Below are 14,560 nucleotides of genomic sequence, written 5' to 3' on the forward strand. Positions count from 1 at the left end.
AGTCATGGATTATCTTGGCAAATTGTTTCCTGGTATTCAGAAAAGCGCAGCACTGCTTGCCGCAGTGCTTTATACGCTTTCTCCTGTAGTGGCAGGAGCCCAGCAAGCAGCAAATACAGACCGCTCTTCTGTTGATCAGTCGAGAAACGGGCTTACGATTTACAATATCAACACGCCCAACTCCAAAGGGCTGTCGAACAACATTCACAGCAGCTTTAATATCCCCAATCAGGGCGCAATCGATAACAATTCGGCAACGATTGCCTATTCGCAGCTTGAAAAGGGTTATATCGAGGGTAACCCCAACCTTCGCGCCGGACAGGAAGCATCGACGATCCTTCACCAGATCATCGGTGGTTCCCGCTCTCAGATGAATGGTCTGCTTGAGGTTGCAGGCAAGAAAGCCCAGGTCGTTATCGTGAACGAAAATGGGATTACCTGTAATGGTTGCGGTTTCATCAACACGAGCAGGGCAACCCTTTCCACCGGGCAAGCAAATATCAATGCTTCTGGTGATCTGGCGGGTTTTGACGTTACGCGTGGCGATATTCTGATTAACGGAAATGGGCTGGATGCCATTAGCGGCAACCAGGCAAACGACCAGATTGACCTGATTGCCCGAACCATCGCCATTCGCGACGCTGCCAAAGTCAGGGCGAAACAACTTAACGTCATTGCGGGCAGCAATGCGGTTGATTACGCGTCTTTGAGCACCGGCGAGATTTCCGGAAGCGGTGCCGTTCCGGAAGTTGCCATAGACGTTGCCGCACTTGGCGGAATGTACGCTGATTATATTCACCTCATCGCGACGGATGACGGGGTTGGCGTGAATATGAATGGTGCTGTCGCGTCGGCGGGAAATCTTGCTCTTGATGCCAATGGCAAGATCAGTCTTGGCGGATCGGCTGTCGTTTCGTCCGGAGAGGCGACGACCATCAATACGACGGACGACTTTGAAAATGCGGGAAGTCTGAAAAGTGCCAAAGAACTTTCTGTGTCGGCAAAAAATATTGAAAACAGCGGACAGCTGAACTCGGACGCCAATGTAAGCCTGACAGCCCAAGAGACGATAGCATCTGGCAGCACCGGCATGATCCGTTCAAGCGGGGATACAGCTCTTACAGCCGGTCAGAACATACAAAACAGCGGTGTTGTGGCCGCATATGGTGACCTCGCTATTGATGCGCCGGATGTAAGGAATGAAGGCGGCATTCTTTGGGCCAATGATAATGTCCAGATTGGATATGCCGCCGCAGATGATGGTCGGGCCAATTATGTTCTGAACCGGAACGGGCGTATTGAAGCCTATAGCGGTGACCTTGAAATCAAGGCTGAGAATATTGTCAACCAAGGCACTGCACCGACAGCCAATATCAAAGAGAATATCTATCAGTTTTACGAAACGCCGGGGCCGGTTAATCCAAATGGCGATATTCGCAGTCGATTGGTTTCTGCGACGTTCTTTAATGCAGATGGTTCTCTGAAAACGGAATACACAGAAGACTATGCTTTACTTTGGGAGCAGCTGTTTTCTGGAGACCTGACAAATGCAACGCAGCTTGAGCCGGAAATTCTGGCCCTGCTGCAATCATCGGCAATCGGAAGTGGTGGAAATACGCTTGGCTCGTCTTGGGTTACTTATTTCGGTCGTCTGAGCAGTAAAGCATCCGAAGCAGGCGTTCCTTCGATTGTAGAATTCATGCGCGACATGATGGCGGACTCTGCGCGTGTGCCAGAACCCGTTGTTGCGCCAGAAGAACCTTCTTCTCCCGAAGGCGGGGAAGGCGCACCGGAAGCAACGCCTTCACCGGAGCCGGCATCAGAGGGGCCTGAGCCTGGTTCCATCAAGGCGGAATATCTTCCGCAATATCTGGCCCTTTGGGAAAGCCTGTCGTCTGGGCAGGCTATCAGTGCCGAAACACTTGCGGCCCTGAACCCGTCTTATGTGAAGGACGGGGCCATCCTGCCGGAAATCAGCAATCTCTGGAAATCGATCCGTTCGGGATCGGGCGAAAATTATACCATCTTGGTCACGATTACCCAGGACACGCTGAACGATGATGGTGTTCTGGCTGAATTGAAGGCCGGGCGAAATATTCGCCTTGAAGCGAAAAACATTAACAATATCTACGGCGCGATTCAGGCGGGTGAAAATCTTGATATTACCGCTGAAAACCTTACGAACACTTCGTTCGGGGCCAGCCAGACACGCCACGAAGTGCACAAACGCGGATGCTTTACCTGTCATGAAGGGGTTCTTGATTTTGCCGATACTTTCGGTGGGGTGATACAGGCCCATGGTGACCTGAATATTTCGGTTACCGATTCCTTGAACAATATGACAATCGGCAGTCGCAGTGCGGCGCAGCTGTTGGCTGATATTGGTGTGCATCTGCAAAGCACCAGCAATCGCCTGACCGCGGAAGTTCCAAAACCCTCCAAAAGCACCATCGCGCCTACGCCGGAAATCTCGACACCCGGCGCAGCAACATCGACCCTTGATAATCTCAAGCAGGAGCTGGAAGAGGTCCTTGAGGTTGCGCACGAGAATTTTGAGACCCCCGCAACTGGCGAGCTCGATGCATTCATGTCCTCGCCATACCTGTTCAGTCGTCTCGATTTCGAACCGCTGATTGAACAGAATGAATTACGGGCATTTGAAGTTCTTGCCTCAAACGACCCGACGGTACGTCAGGCATGGGCAACACAGCAAATTCGCAATGCGCAGGTTCTTGGCGGCAATGGTGCGGCCCAGGCACGAAACGATTTGATCAGCGAGCAGCTTGAGCTTGCTCTTGCTCTTCCGTCCTCGACGGATAATGGCGCAAAGCCCCTGTCTTCTGTGACGGCGTTTCTTGACAAGCGCAACGGTGCCCTGATTTCCGCAGACAAGGTTGATATCGTCGCGGGAGAGGTAAAGCAGATCGCTGGTGGCCAGATCACAAGCGACAGCGAAACCACAATTGTTGCCGATACCATCGATCTTGAACGCGGCGATCTTAAGTCTGGTGGCGATATCTCGCTTTCCGGTGATCAGGAAGTGCGTCTTGCTGCTGTCGATGTTTCGGCCGGTAATGATGTCACGATCAACAGTGCTAGCGGTGATGTCCGGATCGAGACAATTGAAGAGCGGACTGAATTCACCCGCGAATTTTATTCCGATGTGACAACCCGAAATCCTGGCTGTGGTTCGGACGGAGATTGCGAACCGTTCACAACCAAGCGCGTCAAAACCGGCAGCGGTAAAGGCACGGCTGTTACCCATCAGGGCGGGGCGCTTGATATTGGCGGTAACCTTAAGATCGAGGCTGCTAAAGATGTGGCCGTGATTGGCACCAAGGCCGAAGTTGGCGGTGATGTCAGCCTTTCGGCTTCTGGTGATCTTTTGATCGGTTCCGCCCGTAATGTGCATGATTATTCCCAAACCAGCGGCAAGTCATCGTCCAAGGCCCATTCCGAAGATCTGGTGACCTCGGAGATCACTGCTGGTGGCAACATTGTCATGACCGGCACCAATGTCGGGATCGAGGCATCGACGGTTTCCGCCGATGGCAAGCTTGATGTCATGGCGTTTAACGACCTGTCGATCGTGGCGGGTGCTGAAAATTCAAGCTACTCCTACAAATCCAGTTCGGGCGGTGGCGGGTTCTTTGGCAAGAAGAAATCCGAAAGCCTTAACGAGAGTCACCTGACCTATCAGGAAAGCGTGCTGTCGAGCGGCGATGACATGTCGCTTAACGCGATGGGTAATATCGCGATTGCCGGATCGGAGGTCGAAAGCGGCGGCGATATAGATATCACTGCCTTTGGGGGCCTGACAGTTACCTCGCTTCAGGAACAGCATCACCGCGAACACAAGGTGGAAAAATCCGGCCCGTTTGGCGGGATGTTCGGCGGGTCGAGTTCGCGCACGGAAATCCGCGATCTGACGGAAATCAAGGGGGCCGAGGTCACTTCGCTTGCTGATCTGACGACACAGTCAGGATCGGACACCACCATTCGTGCCAGCCGGGTTTCGGCCGGGGGCGATTTGAACATCAGCGTTGGCAAGGGCCCGTTTGCCGATCCGGATGCCAAATTGTGGCTTCTGACCGACAAGGACCGCGATTACCTGTCGGTGTCTGAGTATGAGGGCGGGGCCCTTAAATGGACGATGACGGAATATGGCCACGAAAAGGAAGTGGTCCGTCATGCCATCCTTGAATCGGGCGGGGATTTCGTCATCGAAAGTCCGGGTGGCATCGTTGTCGAATACCGCTCGACGGGCGATTTTGCCAACGATATCGCCCAGCTTGCCGAGGCACCGGGCCTTGAATACCTGGCCGAGCTGCAAGGCATGGACAATGTCGACTGGCAGGGTGTGGAGGAAATCTATCGCACCTGGTACGAGCAAAGCTCCGGCCTTGGCAGCGGGGCGATGGCGCTGATTGCGATTGCAACGGCGGTGCTGACCTATGGGGCGACTTTGGAGCTTGCTGGTGCCCTCGTGGAACTGGTTCCGTATGCGACCACGGAAGCCGCAATACAGGCAGGCTACGCCGCCTCGCAACTCGTGACAATCGGCGAGACGATTTATGCCGGAACAGCCGCACAATTAACCGCCATGACCATGATCAATGCAGCACTTTCGAGTGTTGCGGTCACCGCCTCGACCTCGATTGCCAATGGTGCGGTGTCGGGTGATATGCGCGGGGCGTTTCAGGCGATTTTCTCAAGCGATACGCTCAGAAGCATTGTTGTCAGTGCATTGACGGCTGGCGCTACTCAATCAATCAATCTTGATACGTTCGGGCTTGAGGACCTCGGCACAAATTCCGAATTCGTGACAACTTTGTTGGAGCGAAGCCTGGACGGAGTAATTCGGAGCGGCATCTCAAGCACCATTGGTGGAACCGACTTCAGTGACGCGGTCGTTGCAAATTTGCGATTTGCAGCAACGGATACGCTGCTGGCCGCCACTCAAACTGTCATCGGTGACCTTACCGATGGCGTCGGGGCAAACGACCTGCCCGTCATGAACATGTTGCTTCATGCCGTTGCCGGGGGCATTGCGTCTGAAGCACTGGGAAATGACTTCACCGCTGGTGCAGTTGCAGCCCTTGCATCATCTGCCACCGCGAGTAGTGGTTTGTTTGAAGGTCTTGAACCGAACCAAATTTCAGCAATTAGTCAACTTATCGGTGGCGTGGCAGCACTGATCGCTGGTGGTGATGGTAATGAAGTTGGATTGGGAGCCCATGTTGCTCAATCGGCTGCAATTAACAACTATCTGACCCATGCAAATCTAAACGACATGATGTCTGAATTACGTAATTGTCAGGCATCTGAAGGAGGATGTTCCGAAGAAGAAGAGAGGTTAATTGCCTATAAGTGGCAGAATGTGGCTGTGGCGAACGACAAAGCTCTTGTCGCAATCTGTGCTGACACCGCGTGCGTCGAGGAGATGCTAAGCCCGCGTGTTGAGTTTCACGATGACATAGCAACTGAACTGCGAAACCTGAGTCCTACCGTCTTTAACATTCTGCATGCGACTTACTCTTTTGAGGTTCTGCAGCCTGCGGTTGATCAACTTAATGAGAATATCCGATTTAGGGAGGATTACGAGAATTATGTAGACGTAAAATGTGGCGGAGTTGCTTCCGCAGATTGTGCGGAAGCCCATTACGAAGCTTGGGAAAACGTTAACGACAAGCTCGAAGTTGTCGACAAAGCAAAGCTTGTCCTCTCTGTTGTGGTCGGTGGCGGTATGGCGGCCGGGCCCAAGATGCTTCAGGTTCTCAAAAACTGTGCAGCAAACCTTGCCTGCCTCAATGAACTTGGCATCACCTTGGTAGAGGCAGGAGCGGAAGTTGCTGCCGGTGGGCCGCTTGCGGGCAGTGGCGGGATCGCTTTTGCAACTGGTTCTGTTGTGCTGAAAAAAGGTGATGAAGTTCTTGGCGTGATTGATGAGACACTTGGACACCTTACTCATTTGAATGCTAGTAGTGAGCTGTTCCGGGCCTCCGATGGTAGTCTTTTAAGATTTACGGATGACGGTGAATGGCGCGTTCTTTGGACTGAGCAAGCCTCTAAAAAGACAGGCCTGACAGAAGATTTCGTCGACCAGATGGTCTCAACTCCCAAAGGGGAAAGACCCGATCCTTCAACCTATATGTCGCAGACAGAGATTGATACACATTTGGCACGCTTTGACGATGGTGCTGTTAGGTTCGCGTCTGCAGAAGATGTGTCGACTTACAGGACAGCTGGACCGCCTAGCGGAGGGTTCGTTATACCGAAATCAGAATTCGACAATCTTGTTCAAGAAGCAGGAGGTGACCTAAGCTTGGTAGAAGTCCGTCTCGGACTTGATACTGGTTCGCTAACTAGCGGAAATACTGTCGCGCTGGCAATTGAGCCACAAAATCTGAACAATCTAAGAATACCATCAGGTAACGAAGGCGGCGCAAATAGCAAATGGGTTCCGGGTGGGTTCACATCAGATGGTGTTCCTGAGGCAGTGATGGATTTCATCGGTGTGCCATTTACACCAATTCAGTTCTAAGAGGGGATTCAATGTCGAAATTAGAATTTGGTAAAACGTATTATCCTCCAAAGCCCGAAATAACTGTGACTGATAATTTAGTCAAAGGACCAGGTTGGAAGGTGGAAAGGTTTGGTACAGAATTTATATTCGAGTTTCTTGCAGCACGTCATGGTGGTGGTGTTGACCGATATAAGGTAACTGCTGAAGAATTCGAAGAGCTAAAGCTAGGAAGACTTTCATTTGAAGAACTTCTAAAAAAATACGACGTTAATTGATTTGAGCGAAAAATGGGATGCAAAAGATGCAGGAAGAAGGTGACAGATTTATTTCTAGGCACCTTTAAATCGTACCCTAACCTCGGGCATCAATGCTGGTAGTAGCGTGGTCATGACAGGTACTAAGGCGGCGGGGGCTTTGACCTTGCCACCGATTGCAAGCTTGATGTCATGGCCTATAACGGCCTGTCGATTACAGCAGGTATGGAACACTTAAGCTATTCACACACGTCGAGCTCCGGCGGCGCTGGTTTCTTTGGTAAGAAGAGAGCCGAAAGTCTGACGGAAAACCACCCGACTATAAAAGTCGGGAATGTGCGGGGTTTGCTGTGTAGAAAAAAGGGGGCAGATTTATTTTTAGGCACATTCCGAAGACCTCCTGACATCTGCGATAAATGCTGGCGGCAATGTCGCCATGGCCGGCACCAATGTCGGGATCGATGCCTCTACCGTTGCCGCCGATGGCAAGCTTGATGTCATGGCCTATAACGACCTGTCGATTACGGCGGGTATGGAAAATTCAAGCTATTCCTATCAATCCAGTTCCGGCGGCGGTGGTTTCTTTGGCAAGAAGAAATCCGAAAGCCTTAACGAGAGTCACCTGACCTATCAGGAAAGCGTGCTTTCGAGCGGCGATGACATGTCGCTGAATGCCATGGGCAATATCGCCATTGCAGGCTCCGAAGTCGAAAGCGGTGGCGACATTGACATTACCGCCTTTGGCGGGCTGACGATTACATCGCTTCAGGAACAGCATCACCGCGAACACAAGGTCGAGAAAACCGGGCGTTTTGGCGGGATGTTCGGGGGATCCAGCTCGCGCACGGAAATCCGTGATCTGACGGAAATCAAGGGGGCCGAGGTCACTTCGCTTGCTGATCTGACGACACAGTCGGGATCGGACACCACCATTCGTGCCAGCCGGGTTTCGGCGGGGGGCGACCTTAAGATCAGCGTCGGTAAAGGCCCGTTTGCCGATCCGGATGCCAAGCTCTGGCTTCTGACCGACAAGGAACGCGATTACCTGTCGGTTTCGGAATATGAGGGCGGGGCCCTTAAATGGACGATGACGGAATATGGCCACGAAAAGGAAGTGGTCCGTCATGCCATCCTTGAATCGGGCGGTGATTTCGTCATCGAAAGCCCGGGCGGGGTGGTGGTTGAATACCGCTCTACCGGCGATTTTGCCACCGACATCGCCCAGTTGGCCGAGGCGCCCGGCCTTGAATATCTCGCCGACCTGCAAGGCATGGACAATGTCGACTGGCAGGGTGTGGAGGAAATCTATCGCACCTGGTACGACCAAAGCTCCGGCCTTGGCGGCGGTGCGATGGCGCTTATCGCGATTGCGACGGCCATTCTGACAGCGGGGGCAACGGCAGGGTTGGCTGCGGCAATGACCGGTGCCACTGCAGGTGGTGCCGGTGCGGCTTCGGTAACGATTGCCGGTGTCACCTATGCTGGATCGGTTGCCCAGATCACCGCGATGACGATGATCAACGCAGCGTTGGCGGGAGTTGCAACCACTGTTACCACCTCTGTTGCCAACGGTGCTGTGTCAGGCGACATGCGTGGTGCTTTCCAGTCAATATTCTCCAGCAATACTTTGCGCAACATTGTTGTAGGTGCCCTGACCGCGGGTGCGACGCAATCCATTAATCTCGATACTTTCGGATTTGAGGACTTGGGCAAGTCTCCCGAATTTGTGACAACACTTCTGGATAACAGCATTGATGGTGTTATCCGTAGTGGGATCGGTAGCGCCATTACCGGCGAAGACTTTAGCGACAGTCTGATTGGTAATCTGCGTCTGGCGGCTGCCAGCACGATAGGCGCGTCGCTGGCGGCTGAAATCGGTGCCGAATACAACTCTATGATGACGGCCAATGCCGACGGCACAACCAGTGTCGATCCGGGAACCTGGCTTTGGCACAAGGTTGCCCATGCGGCACTGGGCTGTGCGCGTGGCGAGATTTCGCAGTCCGGCGGCTGTGCGGCGGGGGCCGCAGGCGGTGTCGGCGGTGCGGTATCAGCCGAGCTCTATCAGTGGATGACTGAAGAGAGCACCCTTCAAGACATTCAGAACTTTACAGGAATTGACTTGGAGAAACCCGACGAAATCACGCCAGAACAACGCGACACCATGAATGCCATGTTTGCAGAGTGGCGTCAGAACGGGGTTGATGTTGGGCGTCTGGTTGGTGCGGCATCGGCAGCCTTGATCGCGACAAGCGGCAACGAGGTCTATATCGGGGCCGATGCGGGCCAGAGTGTTGCAGAGGACAATATCCTTCCTGCTGTCATTCTTCTGGTTCAGGGGGCAATGATCGCATGGACGGCTTATGAGCTTTATGACAATGCGACAACCGCATATGAATTGGTCACTGCTTATGCCAATGGCGAACTGACCGACGAGCAGTTTGAAGATGCCCTTCTGGAGGCTGGCCTCAATGCGGTCATTGATGTTTCGGTGGGCAAGCTCAAGATTCTTGAGAAAACCTATGAGCTCGCCCGCAAGGCTGGGTTGACCGATAAGGTTGACGACATTGCCCGGCAGATTGCAAACCATAAGAATGGTGGTATAAATTCCCCAAATACGGCAGATGGTGTTCCAATTCGTGAGTACCCCGATGGAAGCTTTAGGACGCCGGACGGGAAATTTGCAAGTCAGGGAGGGCTACCTTCTCCGGGAACGAAATCTGCTCAGGAATATACCCAGTATTTGCGTGACAACGGATTCGATGTAGTGGGTGAAGAGCTGACTGTCAGGGGAGCTGTTGGAAACCGGCGCTATGATGCAGTCGTTCGTACGGACAGTGGCGAATTATGGGGAATAGAATACAAGAGTGGCGGGGCAACTAAAACGCCTCAGCAAGACTTCAATGACATGTACATCAACCAGTTCGGTGCTGACGGTGTCGGACAATTGGCTGGTGAAACTGTAGTCGGAAACATTACGATATATCTGCCATGAAAATGCTCCTTGAAGTAGAAAAGAAAAAGCCTGCGCAAGTTCACGAGTTTTCAAAGGTCGAAAAAGCGCTTCGCGCTTTGAAAAGCTATGGGCCACAATCCTATGCTAGCTTGACGAAACCGGATGGATCCTACTTACAAGTTGCTGGCGGTCGAGTTAATTGCGTACTGGAAATGCGTGAAAAGCCAAGCGATAGGCATTGGCGAGCACATCTTGAGGTGGCAAAGGTCCCGTTCAAAGGGCAGCAGACTCTTATGTTTGGTGGCGGCCACATGACGATGGAGCCTGATGAGGTGTTGTTCGTTGAAGATGTTGTGGCGGTTTTCAAAGCATTTTTTGAATCTGAACCGTTCCCCAAAGAGATAAAGTGGCGTGACATGTCTCAGATAGTGCGAAAGACGTGAAAGTCTTTAGAAAAAGGGGACAGATTTAATTTGGGCACAGGCTGTAATGCTCTTCAATCGGCATCAATGTCGGGTTTTAGGCCTATTGCCTAAAGCAAGCTTGCTGTCATGGCGTTTAACAATCTGGTGATCTTGGCCGGTTGGGGCAACTTAAAGTATAAAAAGTCTGTCCCTTTGGATCCGTGTGCGGTTTTCATATTTCCTAAAAAAGTTCTTGATTTGTTCTTTTGTTTGTGGCATAAAGACAAAGTCAACGGGAGAAATGCACCCGGACCGAAACCCGCGAAGCGCCTTGTGCCTCGCGGGTTTTTGCGTTTGGGACCAGATCAAAGAGGGGATCAGGATGCAGCGGCAAGGATTGAGGCGGGGCGGCGGGGTAGTTCGCAGGAGATGGATCGGCGGATGGCGGAGCCATTACGGCGGCGTTCCGCACTGGCTCTAATACGCTTTTAACACGCTTATTTGTCATGACGGGAGAGGTGCGTCTTGTCGGGGAACGGACCCCGGATTTGCCGGAAGCGGCAGCAATGGCAGCAGCGGCGGCATCAGATTGTGGCCCGTCGGTGGTGGACAGGTTGGGGGCAGTGCGCCCGAAATCCGTCTGCGGGTGAAAATGGCGGCGGTCCGAGGTGTGTCTGGACGCCGGGGGAACAGGTTGCCGCCGTGGCCGGAAGATGATCGAAGTGGGCGGTGAGCCCCTGGACCATCTGCTGCTGAAAATGGCGAAGGCCCAAGGTGCGTCGAGGCGGCAGAGAGCCCGATGATTTTCCGTCGGCGGCGGGGGCTGGAGGCCCGAGTTTTGTCCCGGCGTCGGTGGTCATGCCATTGCCGAAAGGGTCGGATCGGGCAGCGAGGCCGTAGTCGGTCAGTGGCCCGTCGATGGTTGGACAGGCGGTGTCGGCGGTGCGGTATCAGCCGAACTCTATCAGTGGATGACGGAAAAGAGCACTCTTGAGAAGATACAAGGGCTTGCAAAACTCAAACCCGGTCAACCGCCAACTGCCGAGCAACAGGAAATGTTTGCTGAGTGGCGTCAGAACGGGGTTGATGTCGGGCGTCTGGTTGGTGCGGCATCGGCAGCCTTGATCGCGACAAGCGGCAACGAGGTCTATATCGGGGCCGATGCGGGCCAGAGTGTTGCAGAGGACAATATCCTTCCTGCTGTCATTCTTCTGGTTCAGGGGGCAATGATCGCATGGACGGCTTATGAGCTTTATGACAATGCGACAACCGCATATGAATTGGTTACTGCTTATGCCAATGGCGAACTGACCGACGAGCAGTTTGAAGATGCCCTTCTGGAGGCTGGCCTCAATGCGGTCATTGATGCTTCTGTGGGCAAGCTCAAGATTCTTGAGAAGTCCTATGAACTTGCTCGCAAGGCAGGCCTGACGGACAAGGCTGATGACCTGCTCAGGAAAATTGCAAGCCATAACAATGGTGGTATAGGTGGGCCAAATAGGACACTACCAAGCGGGTACACGAGAAATGTCGACGGGAGTGTAACTGGTCCACGAGGTGGAACATACTCAACGGCTGGAACAGATCTAAATGGCCAGCAGGTTTATCGAGATAGTGGCGGGCGATATTACACGCTTGACGGCGGTACAAAAACGCAGGTTTCTAATCCTGCTGGCAGTCCTAATGTTGCGATCACACAGCAGCATGCACACCATCAGGACTATGTTAACGATATTTCTGGGCAACTCAAAGGACAAGGATACACAACAAGTTCCGGAGGCTTTTACAGTAGTTGCGGATCAACAATCTGCTATCCTGATATCACTTATAGTGCTCCGGGTAGCAACAAAATCACTGGGGTTATTGAGGTTAAAACTGGGGGAGCCGGTCCTTCAACAAACCAATCGATCGTATATCCACAGATTGGAACAGGAGATGCGATTCCCGGACCGTCTATTGCAAATGCATATGGGCTTGATGCCGGGATTCCTATGAACCAGCAAGGCTACCCCAATGGAATCCCTGTTTATCAGATAACTGCACCGGGTTTGGGCCAATGAAAAAAGATACAAGAACCAGTAAGTTCCATACCATTTATAAGGTTTTACTAATTGGAGGATGGAAAGAGCATAGGACTGACGCCGGGCGGTGTTTTGCGAAGGGGATGGGAAATGAATTTCTAGTTCTAAACCTTCATGAAACCTTTTTAAAAGATAGCCAAAATCTCGCGGCGAACTGGTTTTTGCACTCGGATGAGCTTTCTAAAATTGGGCAGGCAATTTTTCCGAACAAACAGCGGACCTGGTTGCCTCTTAGAGCATTTATTGAAGCTCCTCAGGAGCAGGAAGCATTAGTATCTGTGTCTGACAAAGAAGAATATTCGGCTGCGGATGCAGAAAAACTTATCTGTAAAATCACAGCCTGGGGCCAAGCTGTAGATGTTAACCGAACTATCCAAAATATCGCCAATGCTTCCATCCCGAATGTAGGGGGTGCTCAATTAAAGTACTTAGCTGCTCTCGCCTATGTTGGGGATTTTAACACCTTGATGGATTATCAGGCAGCCTTCCAAAAAGGTAGGCGTTTGAATTTTACTCCGATGATCAAGCCTGAGATGATTGATCGAGCTGTTGATATAGCTCTTGAGCGCGCATAGTCATTCTGTCTGTTCTGGTGGTTGATAGTCTGGCATGTGACTGCGCAATGGTTGCTTTGCTCGTCAGAAAAAGGGGACAGATTTATTTTTAGGCACCTTTAAATCGTCCCCTGACCTCGGCTCAGTGCCGGTGTCAATATTGCCATGACCGGCACCAATGTCGGGATCAAGGCATCTATTGTCTCTGCCGATGGTAAGCTTGATGTCATGGCGGTTAACGACCTGTCGATTGTGGCGGGTGCTGAAAATTCAAGCTACTCCAACAAATCCAGTTCGGGCGGTGGCGGGTTCTTTGGCAAGAAGAAAGCCTGACCTCCACTCTAAACGAAGCACAGGCTGCTTTCGAATCTGGAGATTATAACGCTGCTGGGCAGATTGCCGGAAAACTGCAAACCCAGCTCCTTACCGCGATTAACGGTACGACGATGAGCGCTGAACTCTTGCTGGCTAGTAAGGGGTTGACCAAGTGGAAGGCGGATATTCCAACTGCTCCAATCGGTCTTACATCTGATACAGTTGATACCGCATTTGATGGGATGAGGGGCGGTGGCGGGCACGCAATCCGGCATTTGCAAAATGAAGGCTTGATTCCAAGTACAGGTTCTTTGTCCGCAAGAGTCGAAGCTTTTCAAGATTTAACTCGAGGTATCTTGACTACTCCCTAGAAAACTTTCGACCATTTACTTGGTCCTTCAAATAACGGCACCCGGACAAAAGGCTTTGTCGGTGTAGTAAATGGCGAAAAAATTGTAGTATTCGTGGCGAAAGAGGGACCATGCCAAGGGAAAGTGATTTCTGCTTTCAGGCCATCTTCACAGCAAGAAATTAATTGGGGGATACAATGATCAGAGAGAGCATAGAAAGTGCATATTATGCATACGAGGAAGCCTATCAAATTCCGATTTATGGCATGTTTCCTCATGAAATAGCTCCTGAAGAACCTTTGAAAGTGCCGGGGTATCAACTGCAGCGTTCATCTATGCCATTTCACCTGGAACACCCTAGTGGAGCTGCTAAATATGAGTGTTACGTTTTTGACATTGAACTACATGTTTTTCCTCAAAACTGGAGAGATTTTGCTTGTTCCATATTTGATGAATTTTGTGCTTTAGGATCACGGTTCAGTTGGATGACCTTTGATCAAGGATTTGATTTCAATCTGTTGTTCAGTGAGTATTTTTCGCGAAATGTATTCGCATTTTGTTTTTCCGGGAAAGAAGCTGTGTTCGCTGAAAGTATGGATCAATTGCGCACAAAGAGTTGGGAAAAACGCATTATGGCTATTAAAGAACGTCTTGTTGTTTGAGTTTTCTGCTGTCCCTTGTCCCCTTTGGATCCGTGTGCGGGTTTCATATTTCCTAAAAAAGTTCTTGATTTGTTCTTTTAGTTGTGACATAAAGATAAAGTCAACGGGAGAAATGTACCCGGACCAAAACCCGCAAAGCCTTGTAGGCTCTGCGGGTTTTTGCGTTTGGGGCCGGATCAAAGAGGGGATCAGGATGCAGCGGCAAGGATTGAGGCAGGGCAGCGGAGTAGTCCGCAGGATATGGGTCGGGGGATGGCGGAGCCATTACGGCGGCATTCCGCGCCTGTTCTAATACGCTTATTTGTCATGATGGGAGAGGTGCGTCTTGTCGGGGAGAGGACCCCGAATTTGCCGGAAGCGGCAGCAATGGCAGAAGTGGGGGCATCAGATTGTGGCCCGTCGGTGGTGGACAGGTTGGGGGCAGTGCGCCCGAAAACCGTCTGCTGATGAAGATTGCG

At 51.8% G+C, this 14,560-nt stretch carries 8 protein-coding genes; all 8 read left to right on the forward strand.

Going from position 1 to position 14,560, the window contains the following annotated elements; translation table 11 throughout:
• Positions 1 to 4: 4 nt before the first annotated feature.
• On the forward strand, positions 5 to 6,544 hold the full coding sequence (locus TH3_RS08260) for a two-partner secretion domain-containing protein (RefSeq protein ID WP_040059758.1): 6,540 nt from the start codon (positions 5 to 7) through the stop codon (positions 6,542 to 6,544).
• 11 nt (positions 6,545 to 6,555) lie between these two features.
• A complete protein-coding gene (locus tag TH3_RS08265) occupies positions 6,556 to 6,801 on the forward strand; it encodes a hypothetical protein (protein ID WP_007091585.1) in 246 nt (81 codons plus the stop codon).
• Between the two features lie 391 nt (positions 6,802 to 7,192).
• On the forward strand, positions 7,193 to 9,775 hold the full coding sequence (locus tag TH3_RS08270) for a DUF637 domain-containing protein (protein WP_267958674.1): 2,583 nt from the start codon (positions 7,193 to 7,195) through the stop codon (positions 9,773 to 9,775).
• Positions 9,772 to 10,179, forward strand: coding sequence for a hypothetical protein (locus TH3_RS08275; RefSeq protein WP_007092564.1), 408 nt, complete (start codon positions 9,772 to 9,774; stop codon positions 10,177 to 10,179). The genes TH3_RS08270 and TH3_RS08275 overlap by 4 nt, the downstream gene beginning before the upstream one ends.
• A 932-nt stretch (positions 10,180 to 11,111) precedes the next feature.
• Complete coding sequence (locus TH3_RS08285) at positions 11,112 to 12,200, forward strand: hypothetical protein (RefSeq protein ID WP_040059762.1); 1,089 nt, start codon at positions 11,112 to 11,114, stop codon at positions 12,198 to 12,200.
• Positions 12,197 to 12,796 carry a DUF6990 domain-containing protein gene (locus TH3_RS08290; RefSeq protein ID WP_007090055.1) on the forward strand — a complete coding sequence of 200 codons (600 nt, stop codon included), beginning with the start codon at positions 12,197 to 12,199 and terminating at the stop codon, positions 12,794 to 12,796. Before TH3_RS08285 ends, TH3_RS08290 begins: the two co-directional genes overlap by 4 nt.
• 144 nt (positions 12,797 to 12,940) lie before the next feature.
• Positions 12,941 to 13,108: a hypothetical protein gene (locus tag TH3_RS23055; RefSeq protein ID WP_167710561.1), complete on the forward strand. Its 168-nt coding sequence runs from the start codon at positions 12,941 to 12,943 to the stop codon at positions 13,106 to 13,108.
• Between the two features lie 529 nt (positions 13,109 to 13,637).
• Positions 13,638 to 14,102 carry a hypothetical protein gene (locus TH3_RS22830; RefSeq protein WP_139328166.1) on the forward strand — a complete coding sequence of 155 codons (465 nt, stop codon included), beginning with the start codon at positions 13,638 to 13,640 and terminating at the stop codon, positions 14,100 to 14,102.
• The last annotated feature ends 458 nt before the right edge of the window (positions 14,103 to 14,560 follow it).

It is taken from the genome of Thalassospira xiamenensis M-5 = DSM 17429 (assembly GCF_000300235.2).
GTDB lineage: Bacteria > Pseudomonadota > Alphaproteobacteria > Rhodospirillales > Thalassospiraceae > Thalassospira > Thalassospira xiamenensis.

Excerpts from the sequence above, each read along its gene's own strand:
- TH3_RS08260 (WP_040059758.1), top strand. The coding sequence starts at position 5 with ATGGATTATCTTGGCAAATTGTTTCCTGGTATTCAGAAAAGCGCAGCA.
- TH3_RS08265 (WP_007091585.1), top strand. The coding sequence starts at position 6,556 with ATGTCGAAATTAGAATTTGGTAAAACGTATTATCCTCCAAAGCCCGAA.
- TH3_RS08275 (WP_007092564.1), top strand. The coding sequence starts at position 9,772 with ATGAAAATGCTCCTTGAAGTAGAAAAGAAAAAGCCTGCGCAAGTTCAC.
- TH3_RS08285 (WP_040059762.1), top strand. The coding sequence starts at position 11,112 with ATGACGGAAAAGAGCACTCTTGAGAAGATACAAGGGCTTGCAAAACTC.
- TH3_RS08290 (WP_007090055.1), top strand. The coding sequence starts at position 12,197 with ATGAAAAAAGATACAAGAACCAGTAAGTTCCATACCATTTATAAGGTT.
- TH3_RS23055 (WP_167710561.1), top strand. The coding sequence starts at position 12,941 with ATGACCGGCACCAATGTCGGGATCAAGGCATCTATTGTCTCTGCCGAT.
- TH3_RS22830 (WP_139328166.1), top strand. The coding sequence starts at position 13,638 with ATGATCAGAGAGAGCATAGAAAGTGCATATTATGCATACGAGGAAGCC.